Raw genomic sequence first — 21,185 nt, 5'->3', positions numbered from 1 at the left:
TACAGTAAAGCGTTACATAGCATTGTCCCTGCCGTATTCTTCGTCAAGCCTATTTATTGTGCCGCGACCAAACCTGACTATTGTGCCGCGGACGGACCGGATGATTCCGGAGCCGACCAAGCGGGAACGGGATGGATCAGAATTTAAGGGAGCAGGTGCTGCAGCAGGTGCGCGCCGAGATTATCTCCGGGCAGAGCATGCCGGGATCGATGTATTCCGTGCCGACACTGGCGGCGAGCCTGGGTGTATCGACGACACCGGTCAGGGAAGCGCTGCTCGAATTGGCGCGCAGCGGGCTGATCGAGCCGATGCGCAATCGCGGCTTCAAGGTGGTCGAGCCGACCTTGACCGAACTGCGCAACCTGTTCGATCTCCGCGAGGTGCTGGAGCTCCATGCGGCGGCGATCGTTGCGCGTAAGCCCAAGAAAAATCTCAAGCAGCTTGTCCGTTTTGCCGATGAGGTTGCCCGCGCAGTCAAGATGGAGGACATCGGCCTCTATCTCGAAGCCGATCGAAGCTTTCACCAATTGCTGACGGCAGCGGCGGACAATGCGCGCCTGACCGAAATGGTGATGGGATTGCGCGACCAGATGCGGCTCTACGGTATCAAGTCGCGTGCAGGTCTTGCCCGCCAGAATGAATCCGCCGCGGAGCACTATCAGATCGTCGAGCTCGCAATGGCCGGCGAGGAAGAGGCCCTTGCCAATCTTCTCAGGCGCCACATCAGGGCGTGGGAGCCAATCTTCGTCGAGGCGCTATCGCGGATGACGAATCCGCGCGAGCCGATCGTCGCTAATCGCGATCATGGCCGGTAATTACCGGCCAAAATCGAAGCAGATCCAAGGTTTCCTGGGATGTTGGTGATCGCAATGAAGTGGCGCGGGTGAGGCCTTAGCGTCGTCTTCGCGCTTTTACGAAAGTCCCGCAGTTGCGTATGCGATGCGCTGGCACGCATCTTGGAGTTCGGTGGCGGAGGTCGCGTAGGAAATCCTGAAATAGGGTGAGAGGCCGAACGCCGAACCCGGAACGACTGCGACGCCCGCCGCGCGCAGGAGATACTCGGCGAAGTCTTTGTCGCTCCCCAGCGTTTGCCCCTCAGGAGTGATTTTGCCCATCACGCCGGCGCAGCTCGCAAACGTGTAGAAGGCGCCCTTGGGCACGCGACAGGTGATGCCTTGGATCCCGTTCAACGCGCCGACGACAAGATCGCGCCGTTCTTGAAACGACCGGCAGCAATCGCGGACGAAATCCTGCGGGCCATTCAGCGCCTCGATGGCGGCGGCCTGACTGACCGACGAGGGGCAGGAGGTCGACTGGCTCTGGACCACGGCCATGGCCCGGATCAGAGCGCTAGGTCCGCCGCCATAGCCGATGCGCCAGCCGGTCATGGCGTAGGCCTTCGAAACGCCGTTGACGGTCAGCGTCCGGTTGCGCAGGGCCGGCTCGATTGCCGCCGGCGTGGCGAAGCGAAAGCCGTCATAGACGATATGCTCGTAAATATCGTCCACCATCAGCCAGACGTGCGGATGCTCGAGGAGTACGTCGAGGATCGGTCGGTAAGCGGCCTCTGAATAGGCCGCGCCGGACGGATTTGACGGCGAGTTCAGCATGACCCATCGCGTGCGAGGCGTGATGGCGCGTTCAAGATCGTCAGTCGAAAGCCGAAAGCCATTGGCTTCGGAACATGGCACCAGCACCGGCGTGCCGCCGGCGATTGCGACGATGTCGGCATATGTCACCCAGAACGGCGTTGGGATGATGACCTCGTCGCCAGGGTTGATGGTGGCCATCATGGCGTTGAAAAGCACCTGCTTGGCGCCGGCTGACACGGTGATCTCGTCCTGCGCGAATTCGAGCCCGTTATCGCGCTTGAACTTTGCGCGAATAGCGGCCTTGAGTTCAGGCGCGCCGTCCAAAGCGGTGTATTTGGTCGCGCCGGCGCGCATCGCGCGCTCGGCTGCATCCTTGATGGAGTCCGGCGTATCGAAGTCAGGCTCGCCCGCACCGAGGATGATAACGTCCCGGCCCTGGCGCTTCATCTCCGCCGCGAGTCCGCTGATCTTCAGGATCTCCGACACGCCAATCGACGAAAGGCGGTCGGAGACGCGGAATTGCGTCGAGCTGTGGAAGGGCACGTTCATGCATCTTTTCTTTATGCCACGTCGAACTTGACGCCCTGGGCGAGCGGCAATGTGCGGCCAAAATTGATCGTATTGGTCGCGCGGCGCATGTAAGCCTTCCAGGCATCCGAGCCCGACTCGCGTCCACCGCCGGTTTCCTTCTCGCCTCCGAAAGCGCCGCCGATTTCGGCGCCGGATGGGCCGATGTTGACGTTGGCGATGCCGCAATCCGATCCACGCACGGACAGGAAAGCTTCGGCTTCGCGCAGGTCATTGGTGAAGATCGAGGACGAGAGTCCCTGCGGGACTGAATTGTGCAGGTCGAGCACCGCATCGAAATCGCGATATTTGATCACATAGAGAATGGGGGCAAAGGTCTCGTGCACAACGGGACCGACTTGTTCTGCGATCTCGACCAGCGCCGGGCGGACATAGTAGGCCTCATCGGCGCCGTCGCAGAGGATCCGCTCACCGCCGAACACCGTGCCGCCCTCAGCCCGCGCCTCGCTCAGCGCTTTCTGCATCGAGGTGAACGCTGCCGCGTCGATCAGCGGACCGACCAGGGTGCCGTCCTCGAGCGGGTTGCCGATGGTCACGGACTCATAGGCGCGCTTCAGACGCGGCAGAAACGTCTCGTAGACGCTTTCGTGAACGAAGAGCCGCCGCATTGTGGTGCAGCGCTGACCCGCCGTGCCCATGGCGGCGAACGCGACTCCGCGCAGCGTCAGGTCGAGGTCCGCCGTTGGCGCGACGATTGCGGCGTTGTTGCCGCCCAGCTCAAGGATCGCGCGCGCAAAACGCTTTGCGAGCCGCGGTCCGACGGTACGTCCCATCGCCGTCGAGCCGGTCGCCGACACCAGAGGGACCTTGACGTGATCCACGAGGACTTCACCGATGTCGCGGCTACCGAAGAGAACGGTTGAAAGCGCATCCGGCGCCGTGCCGCCTTCCGCCTTGAAGCGCTCCAGCGCGCGATCGAACAGCGCTTCCGTCGCAAGCGCCGTCAGCGGTGTTTTCTCGGACGGCTTCCAGACGATGCTGTTGCCGCAAATCAGCGCCAGCGCCGCGTTCCATGCCCATACTGCGACGGGAAAGTTGAACGCCGAGATGATCCCGGTAACGCCGAGCGGATGCCAGCTTTCCATCATCCGGTGCTCGCTGCGCTCGGTTGCGATGGTCAGGCCATAGAGCTGGCGCGACAGACCCACTGCGAAGTCGCAGATATCGATCATCTCCTGAACCTCGCCAAGGCCCTCGGAGGCAATCTTGCCGGCCTCGATCGATACGAGCCTGCCGAGCGCGTGCTTGTTGGTACGCAGCTCCTCGCCAAGGAGGCGGACGAGTTCACCGCGCTTCGGGGCGGGGACAAGCCGCCATTCGAGGAAGGCCGCATGTGCCTTGTCGATTGCTGCCTGCGCGTCAGCGGCACCGATCTCGTTGACGTGGCCCGTGATCTCGCCGGTGATCGGCGATCGTGCAATCAGCTTGCCGCCGGTGTAGAGGCCGCGCTTGACGCCGAGTGTGCTCAGGAGGGCGTCCGCCTCGCCCGCCAGGGATTTGATGGCGCGCGTTGAAATCTGGGTTGTGTTCGTCATGGCGGTTTCTCTTAAATGGTTGAAAGGCGGTTCGATCAGGCCATCGCCCGGCGTGCGAGGCGAGGTGACCCGAGCTGGACCAAAGCTTGCTCCAGGGAATCCCTTTCCGTCTCCGCGTACAGCTTCATTTCATCGTGAACCTCGGCACCGAGTGCGGTTTCGAACGCAACCTGGTTGGAACGCGCGGCGTAGTTCTGCCGCTGGTCGGTGCCGAGATTCGACTGGAAGATGCCAGCCGCGCTGACAGGGAGGAAATCCTCGTAGACGATCGGATCGTAGCGCAGAATACCTGCCGCCACCAAATCATCGACGCTGGATGGCGGAGCATGCCTCTTGCATGCCTCAATGCCTGCGGGCGTCGCCGAATAACGGAAGAAGGCAAGCCCTTGCGACCGAAGCTCCGACCAATCGTCCGGAAACACCTTGAAGCGCTCGGTCAGTTCTGTGTCGTAGTCGCGCGCGGTTGCGCCTGCCTGCCGCACGGAGACGAGCAATTGGTCGTAGAGCTTGCGGCCCTTGGGCGTGAGGGCGACACCGCGCTGCTCGATCTCGCCGAAGCGGGCCGTATGCGTCCCGTTTACCTCGGTGGCGGCTGCCTGCCTGAAGAGGATCGGCTCTTCGAGCGCCTTGAAGCTGGTTTGGCGCAGCAGGATCGGGCAGTCGCGGCGCGGCGGCCCTTCGATGACGGCCTTCGGAGCGATGCCGCGTCGTGGCATCCCGGCCTGGACGGCATCGATGTCCAGCGTGCGCGGTGTCAGATGGTTGATGTGAGGGCCCTTGAAGCTCACCACGTCGGCGATCAGCCGATGGGCGTCATGCAGCCTCTTGTAGACCTCCAGGCTGACCGTCGCTTCGCTATGCCAGCGGAAAGTCTCGAGAGCTTCGCGAACAAACTCCTCCGCCTGCGCGACGGACAGGTGACCCTCCGTCTCGAAAATACCCACCAGCTCGAGCGCCCGCGGCGTAAAGATGCGGCGCTCACCAAGGATTCGCTCCGCTTCGGTGCGAAGGGCGTTGTCCTCGATCAAGTCGAGGCGCAGCAGCGAGGTGAACACCCGGAACGGGTTGTGGCGGAGGGCGGCATCGTCGATCGGCCGGAAGGCCGTGGCATGGACGGGCACGCCGGCGAGCGACAGGTCATAGTAACCGATCGGGTGCATCCCCATCACCGCAAAGATGCGACGCATGTTGAACAATTCGTCCGCGCGCCCCAAACGAATGGCGCCGTGACGCTCGACGTTCAATCGCTCGAGTTCATCGCTTTGTTCGAGGCTTGCACGGAGCTGCTCGTGCCGCCGCAACGTTTCGCGATTGGTGTCGTTGACGAGGTCTATCAGAGTACCGTATTGGGGCACTTCGGCCCGGTACATGTCCGACATGGCGCGGGAAAACAGAGTGCGGATCTCGTCTGCGTTTGCCCGCAGCGCCGGCATCGGTATCTCCTTTGATGGGGATCGGCCGTCCTATCCGGACCGACCTTGCTCATGAATTATGGTCATGATCGCCGCGATTAAATCTTGCCTGGGCGGCCAATTCAAACGATGTTTGCTCAGAAGGTCATTCTAAAACGGAATGATGGGAATGGATCCGCAAACACCCCGTCGCTTTCTTCCATCCACCGCCGTCCTGTCGGCGTTTGAGGCCACCGCGCGGACCGGCAGCATGACGCTGGCGGCGCGCGAACTTCGGCTGACGCAAAGCGCCGTGAGCCGACAGATCAAGATGCTGGAGGAGCAGCTCGAGGTCGAACTCTTCATCCGCGAGCGCCAGACCGTTCGACTGACCGTCGTTGGCGAGGCCTATGCGCGCGAGGTCCGCGAAGCGCTTCACAAGATCAGCACCGCCTCCTTCAATCTCCATGCGAACCCGAGGGGCGGGACCCTCAATCTCGCCATCCTGCCGACGTTCGGTACCCGCTGGCTCGCGCCGCGCTTGCCCGGGTTCTTGGCTGCGAATCCCGGGATCACCATCAATCTCACGACCCGCTTGTCCTATTTCGATTTCCGGGCCGAGTCCCTGGACGCGGCGATTCACTTCGGTCAGCCGGAGTGGCCCGGGGCCGACATGGCTCTCTTGCGATCCGAACAAGTCGTCCCTGCGTGCAGTCCCGGCGTGAAGCGGCAATATCACTTCCGTGCTGCAGGCGATCTCCGAAAGGCTCCGCTGCTGAGCATCTCAACCCGCTTTCACGCGTGGGACCGGTGGTTCTCCGTTCACGATGTGGCCGGCAGAACCGCACAGGGGATGGTGTTCGACCAGTTCGCGACCGCAGCCCAAGCGGCGATCGCCGGCCTCGGCGTGGCACTGCTGCCGACCTTCCTCATCCAGGATGAGCTTGCGCGCCGCAAGCTGGTCCGCGCCATCAACCTGCCTATGGAAAGTCCCGAACGCTATTATCTCGTTTGGCCCGCCGAACGGGCGAAGTACCCGCCACTCGCGGCATTCCGGGAGTGGCTGGTCGCGGAGACCGCACCGGATCGCTGATGATGCGCTGGACCTTTCTCCGACAGAGCGCAATAATTTCCCTTCGTTTTGTTCAGAAACAGGCACTTTGGAGAGTTGTAAATGGCGCGCCCGGCGGATGCCAGGAAGGACCAGGATCTCCTCAACATCCTTATCGCAAATGCGCGGACGTCGATTTCCGATATCGCCAAGGCGCTGGGCGTATCTCGTGCGACAGCGCAGGGGCGCATGGCAAGGCTGGAGAAGGAGGGGACGATCGCCGGCTATACGGCGGTGCTGGGTAAGCAGGGTCATGTCACCGCGATCTCGGCGATCATCCTGATCGAACTGGAAGTCAAGCAGCAAGGCAACGTCATTGCGGCCCTGCGCAAGAAGGCCGAAGTGGTTCATTGCTACACATTGAGCGGTCCGTTTGATCTGTTCGTGAAGATCAATTGCGGGACGTCAACGCATCTTGACGAGATCATCGACTGGATCGCCGAGATGGAAGGTGTTCGCCGCACCACGTCGTCGATTCTTCTCGCCAGAAAATTCGAAAGGTGAACAGGGCACAGGCAAACACTGCCTCAAAGCAGTTGTCGCTGCTCTATTTCCCGGCAAAATTTCTCATTTCCCAGCGGAATGGAATTTAACCCAACGGTTTGTAACAATATTATTCCTATAGCCGACGGTTTGGATATTTATGTCGCGCCTATGCTCCTGAATAAAAGCAATACAAGGAGCATTTGAAAATGAATGGTGCGTCCGCTCTCGTGAGCATGCTGTCCGGATATGGCGTCGAAGTCATTTTTGGCGTCCCCGGCGATACGAACGTCGCCTTCTATGAGGCTTTGAGAACGACGAGGGATGCGCCGCGCCACATCCTGTGCCGCGATGAGCGCTCTGCGGTGTTCATGGCGGACTGCTATGCGCGCTTGTCCGGAAAGCCCGGTGTGGCGGAGGTGCCGAGTGGCGCCGGCGCGCTTTACGGTCTACCGGGCGTGGCCGAAGCAAACAAATCTTCGGTGCCGCTGATCCTCCTCGTAAACGATATTCCCCAGCCTGGCGTCGGCCGCGGCACTCTGACGGAGCTGCCCGTCGAGGAAGTGTTCAAACCAGTCAGCAAGCGCGCAGAGACGCTAGGTCATGTCGGAAAATTGCCCGAACTCGTGCGCCGTGCCTTCCGTGAGGCGACCGGCGGCCGTCCGGGTGCCGTCGTTCTCGCATTGCCGGAGGATGTTCTCTTTCAGGAGCTTCCCGATGCGGCCGTATCACTGCATGTCGAGCCGCAGTGTCGACAGGCGCCATCATACCGAAGCAGGCCGCCCGATAGTGATCTCGATTCCGCAATCGAGGCCATTCTCGCAGCTCAGCGTCCGCTGATCGTCGCCGGCGGTGGCGCCAATCGGTCAGGCGCGGCGGCTTCCATCACGGCGTTTGGCGAGCGGCTCGGCATCCCCGTCGTCACCACGATCACAGGGCAGGGCGTCATTCGCGACGACCACAAGCTCGGCATCGGTATCATCGGCGACAACGGCTTCCATCCGCATGCGGTGTGGGCGCTCGGGCGTGCCGACCTCGTCATCTATGTAGGCTGCCGCATGGGCTCGGTTGCCACCATGAACTGGCAATGGCCGGTGCCGAATGGCGAGACGCGCATCGTCCAGATTGATCTCGAGCCGGAAGTCATCGGCAATACCTACGCCATCGACCATCCGCTCGTGGGCGATGCACGTGCCGTGATCGATGCCCTGCTTGCCAAGATATCTGAGGATCATGTATCGACCACGGTGGGATGGGTCGGCGATATCAACCGCCGCCGTGCAGAGTTCTGGGACGTGATGGCGCCGCATCTCGAGAGCGACGCTGTCCCCTTGCGTCCCGAACGGATCATCGAGACGCTCAACCGTTGCATGCCTGCGCCCTGCAACGTGGTGTCGGATGCCGGCACGCCGACACCCTACGCAACGCGCTTCCTGCGGCTGCGCGATCCGCAGTCCAGGCTTGTGATTCCCCGCTTCTATGGCGGGCTTGGCTACGCCATCCCGGCGGTCATCGGGGCCTATTTCGCAGCGCCGCATCTGAGGCCTGTTGGCTTGTTCGGCGACGGCTCGCTCGGCATGTCGGCGGGTGAACTGGAGACGCTGTCGCGGCTGCAGATCCCGGCGGTGTTGGTTCATTTCAACAACGCATGCTTTGGCTGGATCAAGGCGCTCCAGAGGGTCGTCGACCGGGACCATGCCCGCAAGGCTTCCGGACGCGGCGAGCCAGCACCGGTCAACGACCCGACATTCAGCGTCGATTTCGGCCGTTACGACATGAGCAAGCTCGCCGCCGTCTACGGTATCAGAAGCTTCCGCGTCGAGACGCCAGAACAACTTGAGGTGGCCTTGCTTGAGGCTTTCGCGCTTAGCGAGACGGTTTTCGTCGACGTCGCGGTCGAATCCATCGCGGATCGCCTGCCGCCGGTGTTTTCGTGGCTGAAGAAGGTGGGCGCCGACCCGGCAGCGATTGGCGTCCAGGCTGCTCTCTAGGGAGGTTCGAGATGAACCATTCATTGCCAAAGATCGCACTGCCAGAGATCGCCCCGCAAAGGATCGCGGTCCTGGGGGCCGGGCAGATCGGCGCCGTGATCGCCGGGATGCTGGCGGAGCAGGGACACAAAGTTACGCTGGCTGACGCTTCGCAGGCGCAACTCGGCTTGAGCGCCGGGCAAACTTTCGCTACCAAGATCGTGGACGCTGGAGATCTCCATGCGCTGCGCGGTTTTCTGAAGGATCAGGACATCGTCGTCAGCGCCTGTCCGTATTTTCTCAATCAGGGTATCGCGCGAGTCGCTGTGGAGACCGGAACGCACTATTTCGACCTGACCGAGGACGTGGCGACAACGGCCTACATCAAGGAGATCGCGGCAGCCGCCGACGTGATCCTGGCACCGCAGTGCGGGCTTGCTCCGGGGTTCATCTGCGTGCTCGGGGCCGACATGGCGGCCCGTTTCGAAACGGTGAGGGCCATCAAGATGCGGGTCGGTGCGCTGCCGCTCTATCCGACCAATGCCTTGCGCTACAACGTCACTTGGTCCGTCGACGGCCTCATCAACGAATATTGCAATCCTTGCGAGATCGTATTCGATGGCAAGCCGATATCAGTGCCCGCGCTCGAGGGGATCGAGAGCGTGATGATCGACGGCGTCGCCTATGAAGCGTTCAACACCTCGGGCGGCCTCGGTACACTGACGGAGACGCTGGCCGGCAAGGTCCGCGACCTGAGCTACAAGACACTGCGCTATCCCGGTCATGCCGAGATCATGAAGCTCCTGCTGCAGGGATTGGGACTTGCCGACGATCGCGAAACCATGCGCCGCATCCTCAACCGCGCCGCGCCGTTTACGCGAAAGGACGTCGTCGTGATCTTCGTGACCGGCATCGGCGAGCGCAACGGGCGGATGGAGGAGGACAGCATCGTGCTGCGTTACGACGGACGGCCGGAGCTCGGCGCGATCCAGCTCACCACGGCCGCCGGCTGCGTGGCGATGGTCGAGCTGTTTCTTTCGGGCAAGCTTCCCGCAAGGGGATTCGTGCGGCAGGAGGATGCTAGCCTTGCCGACTTTCTCGCCACGCGCGAAGGCGGCCGGCTGGCCAGAGAGGCGCGCAGCTCCGAGACGAACGATTTTGCGGGAGCGTTCTCCACGAATAGAGCAGCTTAGGTGCGCGCAGAGACCGATAGACCGGATCTAGCGTCATCATGGGGTTTGACGAATTCAACCGAAGAGGGGAAGCTTGATATGGTCAATCGTCGTGAAATCGGATCACTCGTTGGGCTCGGCGCCGCCGCGGCGGCCATGGCGGCCGGCTCAGCCGTGTCCCAGGCCGTCGCCCAGACGCAGCCGGCCGAGAGCACGTTTGCTCAAATTCGCAGAACGAAAAAGCTCCGCATCGCCGGAATCGTCGGGACCGAGCCCTATTATCACAAGGACATTGCCACGGGGCAGTGGTCGGGCTTTTGCGTGAGCATGGCTACTGATCTCGCCAAGGCGCTGGAGGCCGAGGTCGAGATCATCGAATCGACCTGGGGCAACTCGGTCCTCGATCTTCAGAGCAACAAGATCGACATCATGTTCGGCCTCAGCCCGACGCCTTCGCGCGCCCTGATTGTCGAGTTCACGCGTCCGATCATGAACAACACCTTCACGGTCATCGCCAAGTCCGGTTTCGAACCGAAGACATGGGAAGATCTCAACAAGCCGGAAGTGCGGGTTGCCGTCGATATCGGCTCCACCCACGATCTCTACGCGCGCCGAACGCTGCCCAAAGCAACGCTTGTCGCACTCAAGACGCCTGATGAGGCCGTGCTGGCTGTGCAGGCCGGGCGGGCGGATTGCCTTATCCAGGTCGCGATGCTTTCGCTGGTGACGGTCAAGAAAAATGCGAAGGTGGGCAAGGTTATCATCCCGACTCCGGTCGCCTCGCAACCGACCTGCTGCGGCGTGCGGGTGGACGTCGATACTCGTTTCCGCACCTATGTCGATAACTGGCTGGAATACAGCCGCTCGCTCGGTGCGCTCCGCGAGTGGATTCTCTCGAGCCTGTCTCTGGTCAATATTCAGGAGCAGGACATTCCTCCCGGGCTTCAGTTTTGATCTCGTTCTGCCCGCGTCTTCAGCTGACGCGGGCAGTTTCGTTTTCGACCGACCGGCGTTCGACGAGACAGGGAACATCTGATCGATGCAACATGAGCGACATCCTCCGCTGGGCATCATCATGCTTGACGTCGCGATCGAGCGCCCGCCGGGAGACGTGGGGCATTCCGCAAGTTGGCCCTTCGACGTCGTCTTCAGGACGGTTCCGGGCGCGACCGCGCGAAAGATCGTGAACGGTGACGACGTCGACCTCATGGACGCATTCGTCGCGGCCGGCGACGAGTTGCGGGCAGACGGCGCGATCGGCCTGATCACGTCATGCGGCTTTCTGGCATCTCGTCAGAGCGGGCTTTCCGCGCGAATGAGCCTGCCGCTCGCGACGTCGAGCCTCTTGCAATTGCCCATGGTGGAGCGATGCCTTACGTCCGGGCGCCGCGCAGGGGTCGTCACCTACGACGCAGAGGCGTTGACGGACGGGCATTTTGCAGGCGCAGGCGCCGACCCACGGACGCCTCGCGTCGGCCTTCCGCCCGACGGTAGCTTGCGTGCACATATTGAGCACGGCCGCCCTTATGATCGAGACGGACTGCGGCGTGACGTGCACGGGGCCGTCAGCGCGCTGCTTTCTTGCAATCCGGGCATTGGCGCGATCGTCTTCGAATGCACTAATCTTCCGCCGTTCTCTCAGGAAGTGTCGCGCGAGTTCGGATTGCCGGTCTACGACATCATCACGCTCGGACGCTGGTTCTATTCGGGACTGATCCGGAGCGCCTATTCGCAATCGCCGAGCATGGGATAGCTGCGATGCATTATGACTGGAGTTTTGGCTTCCTTCTGCAATACAGCAGATTGATCGGTGTCGGCACCGCCTACACGATCGGCTTCACCATCCTCACCGCGGCGAGCGGATTCGTGATCGGATGCGTGGTTGCCATCACGAGCCTGTCCAAGGTGAGGTTCGTCTCGACGCCTCTCGTGATGCTGGTCGAGGTGTTTCGCTGCACGCCAGTGCTGGTTCAACTGGTGTGGATCTATTACGCGCTTCCGGTGCTGATTGGCGTCGAGCTATCCCCCGCCGTTGCGGCGTTCATCGCGCTGAGCTTCTACGGCGGCGCCTTCTATTCGGAGATCATACGCGGCGGCATCGTGTCGATCGATGTGGGGCAATGGGACGCCGGCCGCGCGCTGGGCATGCGCCGGTTCGATCTGATGAAGCGTATCGTCATGCCGCAGGCCCTGAAGCAGATGATTCCCCCGCTCGTCAACCAGGCCGTGCTGCAACTGAAGAACACCTCGCTGCTCTCAGTTCTGGCGGTTCCTGATCTGCTTTACCAGGGGCAGCTCATCACGTCCGCGACCTACCGGCCGTTGGAGACATACACCATGATCGCGGTCATCTACTTCCTCATCTTGTTCCCGATGACGCGCGCTGCGAGCGTGCTAGAAGCGCGCCTGGCGCGGTGAGGCACAACGATGTCCATCAAAGAGGGAAGCGGTCCCGTGTCTGATGTCCCGATGATCGAACTGGCTCATGTGAAGAAGGCGTTTGGTCCCGTCAGCGTCCTGAAGGACATATCCTTGCGGGTGCCTCGCGGCGGCGTCGTCGCACTGATCGGTCCGAGCGGATCGGGCAAGTCGACGTTGCTAAGGTGTCTCAATCTGCTGAGCATTCCGGAAAGCGGGTTCATCCGGGTCGGCGAAAGCACCATGGATTTCACCAATGGACACAAGCTGCCGGCAGACAGGGAGCTCGCGGCATTCCGAGCGCGGACGGGCATGGTGTTCCAGAATTTCAATTTGTTTCCGCATATGTCGACCATCCGGAACGTGATGGAGGGACCGGTCACGGTTCTTAAGGCCAATCCGGACGCGGCGCGCGAGACGGCGCTTGGGTTGCTGGAGAAGGTGGGGTTGAAGGACAAGGCGGACGTCACTCCCGACAAGCTGTCCGGCGGCCAGAAGCAGCGCGTGGCGATCGCGCGTGCCCTGGCGATGAAGCCGCAAGTGATGCTGTTCGACGAGGCGACGTCCGCGCTCGATCCTGAGCTGGTCGGAGAGGTCCTCGCGGTTGTCCGCCAACTCGCGGCGGAAGGAATGACCATGGTGCTCGTGACCCATGAGATGGCGTTTGCGCGCGAGGTCGCCGATAGCGTCGTCTTCATGCGCGATGGCGTCGTCGTGGAGGAGGGGCCGGCTCGGCAGGTGATCGACACGCCGAGACAGCCTGCAACGCGGGCCTTCCTTAGCCACTTCCACAGCAGCGGCTTGCAGCCAGTTGCGGCGAACGGATGACGTGACGGTCTGCGGTCGGATTGAAAGATGAAGCGGGATAGGGCGCCCTTGCGCATCGCTGTGATCGGCGCAGGCATCGTCGGTGCTGCGGCTGCATGGGAGCTAATCAAGGACGGACACGACGTTACTCTGATCGAGCCGGGAGAGCCGGGCGGGCCCCAGGCGGCAAGCTATGGCAACGGTGCCTGGATCAGCCCTGCCTCGATCATCCCGATGTCCATGCCCGGCCTGTGGCGCAAGCTGCCGGGTTATCTCTTCGATCCGAACGGGCCTCTGGTGCTGCGCTGGACGGCACTGCCTGCGCTGGCGCCTTGGCTCCTTCGTTTCCTTGCGGCCGGATGGACCATTGCGAAGGTTGAGCGTACCGCACGCCTACTCGCCTCGATCTTGCGCGACGGTCCGGCGCGGCACGGTGTGCTCGCACAGGAGATCGGGAAGCCGGATTACATACGCCAGACGGGTCTGCTCTATGCCTATCCCAATCGCCAGGCGTTCGACGACGAGGCCATCGCCTGGCGGCTTCGCAAGGACAATGGGCTCAATTGGAATGAGCTCGATGCCGACGAGCTGCGCCGCCGAGAGCCGGATTTGAGCTCCAACTATCAGTTCGGCGCCTTCGTCCACGAAGGAGCCTACTGCACCGATCCGGGCGGATATGTATGGGCCATCGTTGATGCCGCGCGTGCGCGCGGCGCACACCTGGTCAAGGCGCGCGCAAGCGGCTTTGTTGTCACCAACGGCCGTCTCGCGGCGGTCGTCACCGATCAGGGCCCGATCGAATGCGATCGTGCCGTGATCTGCGCCGGCATCTGGTCAAAGGCCCTTGCTGAGGCCGCAGGCGATCGCGTGCCGCTGGCGAGCGAGCGCGGCTATCACGGCGTGGTTGCATCGCCCGCCAGAGGCCCGAAGTTTCCGATTATGCCGAGCGATGGACGAATGGCCAACACGCCGACTCCGGCGGGCTTGCGCCTTTCGGGACAAGTGGAGCTCGCGCGAGTCGACGCCGAGCCGGACTGGGCGCGCGTCGAGATTCTCGTCACGCATGCTCTACGGACGTATCCTGGCCTTGGACCACGCGCCAGCCTGACGATCAATCGCTGGATGGGGCACCGGCCATCGACGCCGGACGGGCGTCCCGTCATCGGTCTGGCATCGGCTTCGCCCAATATTCTGCACGCGTTCGGACACGGGCACGTCGGCCTGGCTTCGGGCCCGATCACAGGCCGCGTCGTTGCCGATCTCATTGCAGGCAGGGAGGCTGGCATCGACCTCCGGCCATTCGCCGTATCGCGTTTTGCCATTGCCCCCTGGAGACGATCATGAAACTGCGAGGCGGCTACACCAACTATGGAGAGACGATCGGCATCCTGATGCTGGACACCAGGTTTCCGCGCCCCGCGCGGTGACATCGGAAATGCGTTCTCGTATGACTTTCCCGTGCGCTACAATACCGTGCGCTGCACGCGACCAAGATCATGGGCGATCATCCGGATGCGAGCCTTCGGGAGCCGTTCGTGGTGGCAGCGCAGGAGCTGGAAGCCGAAGGCGTCAAGGCGATCATGACAAGCTGCGGTTTCCTCGCTCCGTTCCAGGAAGCAGATCGCCGCGGCATTAAACGTTCCTGTTTTCACCTCGAGCTTGATCCAGGCGCCGCTGATCCACGCCATGCTGCCGCCGGGCAAGATCATCGACGTTTTCACGGAGAGCGGGGATAACATGAACGACGGTCACTTTCGCGGCGTCGGCAGGTCGCGGGACGACGCCCCCGTTCAGATCCGGGGCATGAAGTCTGATGCGCAGTTTCGGGCGACCTGCATTTTCGGCCGAGAAGAGCTCGATACCGACGTGCTGCGAGCTGAAATGACGCAAATCACGATTGCTCGGGCTCGATCTCCTTGGCTGGAGCTAGCTCAAACGTCCCCATGATGGATTGGAACGTCGGAGCGCGCGTCTATCCGCAGATCTCCAGAATGGCGAGCATGTAGATGCGGATCATGTCGACGAAATCGACGATATCGACCCGTTCGTCGGGCATGGTGTTGTAACGCCCGCCGGGACCGCAGACGATGCCTTCCATCTTGCCGGAATAGTGCAAATGTCCGGCATCGGTGCCGTAGAAGCAGCTCGGCGCAACGGGGCCGGTCGGCTGATCTTCGCCCCGCACCGTACGATAGGCGCGATTGATCGCTGCCACGATCGGGCTCGTGCGCGAGACCTCGAATGGCGGCATGGTCGGAACTCCAGAGCGGTCCTCCGACCTGATCTCGGCCTTGAGGCCCGGAAACCTTACTTCGAGCGCGTCGAGTTCGCGGCGCATGTCGGCCATCGCGCCGGCCTCGGTCTGCCCCGGCGCATAGCGGCCTGAGCCCTTGATCCGCACGAAGTCCGCGACCTGAGGCGTACGCCATTCGTGCAGCTCGCGTCCGAGCGCGCCGTGGACGACGCCGACATGGACTCGATTGATCCGTTCATGCTCCGGCGAGAGCGCGCCGGAAAACTTCATCGCATTCAGGCGCGGGATGAGGTCACAGGCCGCCGTGATCGCGTCGACCGCCTCTTCGCGCTTGGACAGATGGCGGGTGTTGCCGGTGAGCTCGATGATGAACATGAAGGCCGCGGCGTGCATGGTCATCGCTTTCAGATCGGTCGGCTCCGAATTGATGAAGTAATCGGCGCGCAGTCCCTGCTCGACCAGCGAGTAGGTACCGACCCCGCCTTGCAGCTCGCCCACGACGTAGGTGAGGATGACATCGCCCCGAAGTTTGACGCCGGCATCGATCAGCGTCTTGACGGCGCAGAAATAGGCGGCGTCGCCGGCCTTCATGTTGGAAACGCCGATGCCATAGATGAAGGAGTCGTCAACTTTGCCGGCCCAGGGATCGACAGTCCAACCTTCGGTCACCGGGTTGGTGTCGAGATGGCCGTTGAATATGAGGCTCTTGCCGCCGCCCGAGCCTTTCCAGCGGCCGACGGCGTTGACGCGGCCCTCGTCGCCGAATGGCGAGAGCTCGGTGTCGAGGCCGATCTCGCGCATGCGACCGGCCATGAACGCTGCAAGCTGCTTCTCGCCGTCCGACTTCGAGTAGCTCTTGTGCTGCACCATACGTGACAAAAGGTCGAGGGCGGCAGGCACATCGATCCGCGCGAGAAGTGTGTTGTGATCCATGGGGAAAAGATCCTTGTCGTCAGCCGACTGGCACGGGGGAGGCGGCCATCAGTTCGCGCGTGTAGGGATGAACGTGATCTGCGTCGAAATCCTCGGCCGGCAACAGGTCGACCAGTTCACCGCGGCGCATCACGGCGATGCGGTGGGCGATCTGACGGATGAGGTTGAGATCGTGGGTGATGAAGAGAAAGGCGGTTCCAGTCGCGGCGCGCAGCGCCAGCAGCAGTTCGATGATCTGTGCCTGCACCGAGACGTCCAGCGGCGCGGTGATCTCGTCGCAGATCACCAGCTTCGGTCGCGCGGCGAAAGCCCGCGCGATGGCGACGCGCTGCTTCTCGCCACCTGAGAGCTGGTGCGGCCACCGGCCGGCGTAGGAGGTCGGCAGGCGGACCTGCTCGAGCAGGCGGGGAATCTCGGCGACGTTTCCGCCATAGAGCTTCAGCGGGCGCGACAGAATCTCGCCGATCTTGTGGCGCGGGTTGAGCGAAGAGTCCGGATGCTGGAAGATGATCTGCACATCGCGGCGATAGGCCTCGCTCATGTCGCGGGCGCCCGTGATCACCTGATTGGCGAAGCAGACCTTGCCTGAGAAGCGAGCAAGACCGGTGAGTGCGCGCGCCACCGACGATTTGCCCGACCCGGATTCACCGACAAGACCAAGGATTTCTCCGGCCCGCACATCGAGCCCGATGCTCCTGGTCGCGGGCGCCGGCACATGGCTGAAAAGGCCGGCGCGGCCGTATTGGACTTCGATGTCCGAGGCCGAGAGAAGAATCTCGTCACTGGACTTGTCATGAACCAGGCGCCGCTCGGGTCTCGGCACCGCCTGCACGAGGACCTGCGTATCGGCATGGCGTGGGGCACGGAAGATGTCGGCGGCTGGGGCCTGCTCCACCAGACGGCCGCGTTTCAGCACTGCGACCCGGTCGGCGACCCGCGTCACCAGCGCGAGGTCGTGGGATATATAAAGTGCGGCAACGCCGGTTTCCTGCCGCAGCCGGGCGAACAGCTCGAGGATGCGCGCACCGGTGATGACGTCAAGCGCGGTGGTCGGCTCGTCGAAGAGGATGATGTCGGGGCGGCAGCCGAATGCCGTGGCAATGATGACGCGCTGTTTTTCGCCGCCGGAGATCTCGTGTGGATATCGGCGCATGATCGCGGCGGGATCGCGCAGTTCGACATGTCCGAGCAGGTCGACGGCCAGGGCGTCCGCTTCGCGGCGCCCCACGCCGCGATGCCTGATCAGCGTCTCCGTGACCTGCCGACCGATGGTGAGGGTCGGGTTGAGCGAGGTCGAGGGATCCTGGAACACCATGCCGAGCCGGCGTCCCCGGATCCTGGTCAGTTCCCGCGGGCTCAGGCCTTGGAGGTCGGTATCGCCGAGATGGAGGGAGCCCGCGATTTCGCGGGCATTGTCCGGCAAGTGGCGCATCAAGGCCCAGGCGAGCGAACTCTTGCCCGAGCCGGATTCGCCGACGAGGCCCAGCACCTCGCCCGGTGCGATCTCGAGCGAGATGTCGTGCAGTACGCGCACAGGCCCCGCAGCCGTCGCGTAGTCCAGCGTATAGTTCTTGACGGCAAGGGCCGGCATCACCGCTCGTCCTTCGGATTGAGGGCGTCGCGAAGGCCATCGCCCAGCAAGTTGAAGGCAATGGCGGTGAGCGCGATCGCCGCGGCAGGCACGATCAGGCCCCACGGCGCCTGGTACATGTACTGCCGGGCATCCGCCACCATGAGCCCCCATTCGGATGCGGGCGGCTGGGCGCCGACACCGAGGAAGCTGAGCGTTGCGAACAGCATTACGGCAAAGGACACGCGAATGGTGGATTCGATCACGATCGGCGCCATGACGTTGGGCAGCATCTCGCGGAAGATGATCCAGCCTGCGCCCTCGCCACGCGCGATGGCCGCCTTGACGTAGTCCTGATTGCGCACGTTGAGTGCAACCGAACGCGTGACGCGCGCCATGCCGGGTGCAAAAGCCACCGCAATGGCGATGACGGCGTTGCCGGCGCCATTGCCGAGCGTCGAGACCAGCAACAGGGCCAGCAGAAGGCCTGGGATCGCCATCACCGCGTCGTTCGTGCGCATGATGGCCTCGTCGGTTCGGCCGCCGAGATAGGCCGAGCCGACGCCGATGATGGCGCCGGCCGCGCTGCCGACAAAGGTGGCGATCAGAGCCATTGGCACGGTCGACCGGGCGCCGACCATCAGGCGGCTCAGGATGTCGCGGCCGAATTGGTCCGCGCCGAGCCAGTTCTGCCAGCCGGGTGGACGAAACCGGCCAAGAAAATCGATTTTCTCGGGCGCGTACGGGGCAAGCGACGGCCCGAACAGACATGCAATGGCGATGAGCGCCAGGAGGGTGACGCCGACGAGCCCCTGCGGTCTTCGGATCAGGCGGACGAACAGCTCAATCATAGCGGATCCGCGGGTCGAGAAGGGCATAGGCCATGTCGGCAAGCGTGTTGGTGACCGCATAGGTCGCCGCCATGATCAAAGCGCCGGCCTGGATCGACGGCAGGTCGCGCGTGGTGATTGCGACCATCAGGGCCCGTCCGATGCCGGGAATAGCGAAGATCTCCTCGATCACGATGATGCCGCCGAGCAGGTAGCCGACATCGAGCGCGATGATCGTCACCACCGGCAACAGCGCGTTGCGCAGCGCGTGACGAAACAGCACGCTGCGTTCCGGCAGGCCCTTCAAACGGGCAGCGCGAATATAGTCCGATTTCAGCACGTCCAGCGTCTCGGAGCGCATCATGCGCATCACATGCGCGATGAGGATCACCGAAATCGTCAGCACGGGCAGCGCCAGATGAGAAATGCCCTCGCCCAAATGTTCCTGCGGCGAGACGTAGCCCGTCGCGGGCAACCAATGCAACGTGTCGGCCAGCAGGAGCGCAAGCAGCGTTGCAGTAACGAATTCGGGCAACGAGACACCGAGATATGCGATCAGGCTGAGGCCTGTGTCGGCGAACCTGCCTTGCCGCAGCGCCGCCACCACGCCGAGCGGTACGGCGACGACCAGCGTGACCAGGATGGACGATGCCGCGAGCAGCAGCGAACGCGACAGTGCGCTCAGCATTTCCGGTCCGACGGGCTGGCTGGTCCGCATCGAGATGCCGAAATCGCCGGTGAAAACGTGGCCGGCCCAGCGCAGATATTGCTGCCAGGCCGGAGCGTCGAGCCCAAGCCTCGCCCTGAGCGCAGCCAGCATCTCCGGCGTCGCGTTCTCGCCAAGCAGCGACTGGGCCGCGTCGGCCGGCAGAATCTGCGTGATGGCGAACACCAGCATCGAGACCACGATGACGGTGTAAACCATCAGCAGCAGACGGCGGCCAAACCAGACGAGCGACACTCGAAGTCTCCGCGTCAGCCGCGCTTCGGCGCACCGGCGCCGAGCGACACGAGATCGAGACGGAATACCGAACCGCGCGGATGCAACGTGTAGCCCTCGACATAGGCTCGCTGCGCAGCAAGAAGATCAAAGAATGCCGAGATCACGGAGGGCACTTCCATATTCATCATCTCCTGCGCCTTCGCATAGAGCGCGGCACGCTTCGCCTCGTCGGTCTCGACACGGGCCGCATTGACGATTGTGTCGAAAGTGCTGTTGTTCCAGCGTGTCTCGTTCCAGGTCGCGTTGGAGGTAAAAAGCAGGTTGAAGATCGCATCCGCCGTCGGCTGCATGTTGTAGAAGCCGACGTAGAAGTTCCCCTTCTTCCAGACCTGATCGAGATAGGTCGCGTGCGGCATTGTCTGCAGGTTGATGCGGAAGCCGGCCGCAGCGGCCATCTCGCGAACCGCGACGCCGAGTTGGGTGCGGGTCGCCGGCTTGTCGGACGCGATCAGCGTCAGATCGATACCGTTGGGATAACCGGCCTCGGCCAGAAGCTGCTTCGCCTTGGCGATGTCGGGCTTCTTCATCGAAATGTTTTTGTAGAAGTGATAGGCGGAGTTCAGGGGGGTGTCGTTGCCCGGCGTGCCGTACCCGCCGGCGACGAAACCGACGGTCGCCTCGCGGTCGACTGCCAGGGCGAGCGCCTGGCGAACCCTGATGTCGTTGAAGGGCTTCTGATCGCATCCAAGGATGATATTGAGGAATTGGCCGGACGGGACGCGCAGCGCCTTGACGCCACCGGTCTTCGCAAGTCGCTCATATTCGCCAGGCGTCGTCGTCAGAAGCAGGTCGATCTCGCCTGAGATCATTGCCGAGGCTTCGGCCGTGCGATCGGGATAGACGAGCAGTTCCACGCCGTCGAGGTAAGGCCGCGTCGGGTCGTAGTAGGCGGCGTTGCGTTCGACCACGATCTTTCGATCGGGCTCATAGGATACCAGCTTGAAGGGCCCTGTGCCGTTCGCCCTGGTGGACAGGCTGGCGAGGTCGGACGCGATGACCTTCGCCGGGACGATCCGCGCGTTGAGGTAAGTGAGGGCCACCGGTAGGTCGGCGTAGGCACCGGAGAGCGTGAACTTGACGGCCAGCGGATCGATCGCCGCAACCTCCTTGATCGGCCCGACATTGGTCCGCCCGGGGGAGGCCGTTTTCGGATCGAGGATAGCTGTGATGCTGGCGACGACGTCTTCGGACGTCAGCGGCGAACCATCGTGGAACGTCACACCAGGGCGCAGCTTGAAGATCCACTCGGTGCGCGTCTCGTTTGGCTCCCAGGATAGCGCGAGGTCCGGCTCGACCGTCATGTCAGGCTTCAGCCGGGTCAGGTTGGAATAGAGCAATTCGGTGACGAGATATTCCGGATTGACCCGCGCCAGCATCGGGTGAATCACCGACGCGTCCTGGTCGAGCGACATCCGCAGCACGCCGCCGCGCTTGGGGGTATCGGCGCCGGCAGTCCTGGGGAGAGTGACGAGGCTGATGGCCGTGCCGGCAAGAAACACGCGACGGGTTACGGACAGCATGGGAGAGG

At 62.8% G+C, this 21,185-nt stretch carries 19 protein-coding genes; 10 read left to right on the top strand and 9 right to left on the bottom strand.

Annotated elements, in window-relative coordinates:
* Positions 1-131: 131 nt before the first annotated feature.
* A complete protein-coding gene (locus MOV75_RS01155) occupies positions 132-815 on the top strand; it encodes a GntR family transcriptional regulator (protein WP_246917103.1) in 684 nt (227 codons plus the stop codon).
* A 96-nt stretch (positions 816-911) separates the two neighbouring features.
* Here MOV75_RS01155 and MOV75_RS01150 read toward each other — a convergent pair whose 3' ends face one another.
* The 3 genes from MOV75_RS01150 to MOV75_RS01140 are packed head-to-tail and all read right to left on the bottom strand — an operon-like array spanning position 912 to position 5,148.
* Positions 912-2,135, bottom strand: a complete 1,224-nt coding sequence (locus MOV75_RS01150) for a pyridoxal phosphate-dependent aminotransferase (RefSeq protein WP_247004570.1) — start codon at positions 2,133-2,135, stop codon at positions 912-914.
* Between the two features lie 17 nt (positions 2,136-2,152).
* Entirely contained in the window at positions 2,153-3,715 is a 1,563-nt protein-coding gene (locus tag MOV75_RS01145) for an aldehyde dehydrogenase family protein (protein WP_246917100.1), read from the bottom strand.
* Positions 3,716-3,750: 35 nt separating this feature from the next.
* Entirely contained in the window at positions 3,751-5,148 is a 1,398-nt protein-coding gene (locus tag MOV75_RS01140) for a VOC family protein (RefSeq protein ID WP_246917097.1), read from the bottom strand.
* A gap of 148 nt (positions 5,149-5,296) precedes the next feature.
* On the opposite strand from MOV75_RS01140, the gene MOV75_RS01135 reads away from it, so the two are divergent.
* From MOV75_RS01135 to MOV75_RS01095, 9 genes are all read left to right on the top strand, one after another.
* A complete protein-coding gene (locus MOV75_RS01135; protein ID WP_246917094.1) occupies positions 5,297-6,199 on the top strand; it encodes a LysR family transcriptional regulator in 903 nt (300 codons plus the stop codon).
* Positions 6,200-6,280: 81 nt separating this feature from the next.
* Positions 6,281-6,721, top strand: coding sequence for an Lrp/AsnC family transcriptional regulator (locus MOV75_RS01130; RefSeq protein ID WP_246917091.1), 441 nt, complete (start codon positions 6,281-6,283; stop codon positions 6,719-6,721).
* Between the two features lie 188 nt (positions 6,722-6,909).
* On the top strand, positions 6,910-8,691 hold the full coding sequence (locus MOV75_RS01125) for a thiamine pyrophosphate-binding protein (protein ID WP_247004559.1): 1,782 nt from the start codon (positions 6,910-6,912) through the stop codon (positions 8,689-8,691).
* A gap of 11 nt (positions 8,692-8,702) precedes the next feature.
* Positions 8,703-9,863: a saccharopine dehydrogenase family protein gene (locus MOV75_RS01120; protein ID WP_246917086.1), complete on the top strand. Its 1,161-nt coding sequence runs from the start codon at positions 8,703-8,705 to the stop codon at positions 9,861-9,863.
* 78 nt (positions 9,864-9,941) lie between these two features.
* Positions 9,942-10,796, top strand: a complete 855-nt coding sequence (locus MOV75_RS01115) for a transporter substrate-binding domain-containing protein (protein WP_246917083.1) — start codon at positions 9,942-9,944, stop codon at positions 10,794-10,796.
* Positions 10,797-10,881: 85 nt separating this feature from the next.
* On the top strand, positions 10,882-11,595 hold the full coding sequence (locus tag MOV75_RS01110; protein WP_258719480.1) for an aspartate/glutamate racemase family protein: 714 nt from the start codon (positions 10,882-10,884) through the stop codon (positions 11,593-11,595).
* 5 nt (positions 11,596-11,600) lie between these two features.
* Complete coding sequence (locus MOV75_RS01105) at positions 11,601-12,260, top strand: amino acid ABC transporter permease (RefSeq protein ID WP_246917077.1); 660 nt, start codon at positions 11,601-11,603, stop codon at positions 12,258-12,260.
* A gap of 36 nt (positions 12,261-12,296) precedes the next feature.
* On the top strand, positions 12,297-13,088 hold the full coding sequence (locus MOV75_RS01100; RefSeq protein ID WP_309486920.1) for an amino acid ABC transporter ATP-binding protein: 792 nt from the start codon (positions 12,297-12,299) through the stop codon (positions 13,086-13,088).
* A 27-nt stretch (positions 13,089-13,115) separates the two neighbouring features.
* Positions 13,116-14,411 carry an FAD-binding oxidoreductase gene (locus tag MOV75_RS01095; RefSeq protein ID WP_246917074.1) on the top strand — a complete coding sequence of 432 codons (1,296 nt, stop codon included), beginning with the start codon at positions 13,116-13,118 and terminating at the stop codon, positions 14,409-14,411.
* A 119-nt stretch (positions 14,412-14,530) separates the two neighbouring features.
* On the opposite strand, the gene MOV75_RS01090 is transcribed toward MOV75_RS01095, so the two are convergent.
* The 6 genes from MOV75_RS01090 to MOV75_RS01065 form a co-directional block, all read right to left on the bottom strand.
* Complete coding sequence (locus MOV75_RS01090) at positions 14,531-14,776, bottom strand: hypothetical protein (protein WP_247004558.1); 246 nt, start codon at positions 14,774-14,776, stop codon at positions 14,531-14,533.
* Between the two features lie 263 nt (positions 14,777-15,039).
* Entirely contained in the window at positions 15,040-16,254 is a 1,215-nt protein-coding gene (locus tag MOV75_RS01085; RefSeq protein ID WP_247004556.1) for a M20 family metallopeptidase, read from the bottom strand.
* Positions 16,255-16,273: 19 nt separating this feature from the next.
* Positions 16,274-17,848: an ABC transporter ATP-binding protein gene (locus MOV75_RS01080; protein WP_247004554.1), complete on the bottom strand. Its 1,575-nt coding sequence runs from the start codon at positions 17,846-17,848 to the stop codon at positions 16,274-16,276.
* A complete protein-coding gene (locus MOV75_RS01075; RefSeq protein WP_247004552.1) occupies positions 17,845-18,675 on the bottom strand; it encodes an ABC transporter permease in 831 nt (276 codons plus the stop codon). Before MOV75_RS01075 ends, MOV75_RS01080 begins: the two co-directional genes overlap by 4 nt.
* Positions 18,668-19,615, bottom strand: a complete 948-nt coding sequence (locus MOV75_RS01070; protein ID WP_247004550.1) for an ABC transporter permease — start codon at positions 19,613-19,615, stop codon at positions 18,668-18,670. The genes MOV75_RS01075 and MOV75_RS01070 overlap by 8 nt, the downstream gene beginning before the upstream one ends.
* A 14-nt stretch (positions 19,616-19,629) precedes the next feature.
* Positions 19,630-21,177 carry an ABC transporter substrate-binding protein gene (locus tag MOV75_RS01065; RefSeq protein WP_247004547.1) on the bottom strand — a complete coding sequence of 516 codons (1,548 nt, stop codon included), beginning with the start codon at positions 21,175-21,177 and terminating at the stop codon, positions 19,630-19,632.
* Between the last annotated feature and the right edge of the window lie 8 nt (positions 21,178-21,185).

This window comes from Bradyrhizobium sp. PRIMUS42 (genome assembly GCF_023006515.1).
Classification (GTDB): domain Bacteria; phylum Pseudomonadota; class Alphaproteobacteria; order Rhizobiales; family Xanthobacteraceae; genus Bradyrhizobium.
Note: the sequence above shows the minus strand (reverse complement) of the source record. Positions and strands in the feature narration are given on the sequence as shown.

Coding starts and splice junctions, on each gene's coding strand:
- MOV75_RS01155 (WP_246917103.1), top strand. CDS start 132: ATGGATCAGAATTTAAGGGAGCAGGTGCTGCAGCAGGTGCGCGCCGAG.
- MOV75_RS01145 (WP_246917100.1), bottom strand. CDS start 3,715: ATGACGAACACAACCCAGATTTCAACGCGCGCCATCAAATCCCTGGCG.
- MOV75_RS01140 (WP_246917097.1), bottom strand. CDS start 5,148: ATGCCGGCGCTGCGGGCAAACGCAGACGAGATCCGCACTCTGTTTTCC.
- MOV75_RS01135 (WP_246917094.1), top strand. CDS start 5,297: ATGGATCCGCAAACACCCCGTCGCTTTCTTCCATCCACCGCCGTCCTG.
- MOV75_RS01130 (WP_246917091.1), top strand. CDS start 6,281: ATGGCGCGCCCGGCGGATGCCAGGAAGGACCAGGATCTCCTCAACATC.
- MOV75_RS01125 (WP_247004559.1), top strand. CDS start 6,910: ATGAATGGTGCGTCCGCTCTCGTGAGCATGCTGTCCGGATATGGCGTC.
- MOV75_RS01120 (WP_246917086.1), top strand. CDS start 8,703: ATGAACCATTCATTGCCAAAGATCGCACTGCCAGAGATCGCCCCGCAA.
- MOV75_RS01115 (WP_246917083.1), top strand. CDS start 9,942: ATGGTCAATCGTCGTGAAATCGGATCACTCGTTGGGCTCGGCGCCGCC.
- MOV75_RS01110 (WP_258719480.1), top strand. CDS start 10,882: ATGCAACATGAGCGACATCCTCCGCTGGGCATCATCATGCTTGACGTC.
- MOV75_RS01105 (WP_246917077.1), top strand. CDS start 11,601: ATGCATTATGACTGGAGTTTTGGCTTCCTTCTGCAATACAGCAGATTG.
- MOV75_RS01095 (WP_246917074.1), top strand. CDS start 13,116: ATGAAGCGGGATAGGGCGCCCTTGCGCATCGCTGTGATCGGCGCAGGC.
- MOV75_RS01090 (WP_247004558.1), bottom strand. CDS start 14,776: ATGATCTTGCCCGGCGGCAGCATGGCGTGGATCAGCGGCGCCTGGATC.
- MOV75_RS01085 (WP_247004556.1), bottom strand. CDS start 16,254: ATGGATCACAACACACTTCTCGCGCGGATCGATGTGCCTGCCGCCCTC.
- MOV75_RS01075 (WP_247004552.1), bottom strand. CDS start 18,675: ATGATTGAGCTGTTCGTCCGCCTGATCCGAAGACCGCAGGGGCTCGTC.
- MOV75_RS01065 (WP_247004547.1), bottom strand. CDS start 21,177: ATGCTGTCCGTAACCCGTCGCGTGTTTCTTGCCGGCACGGCCATCAGC.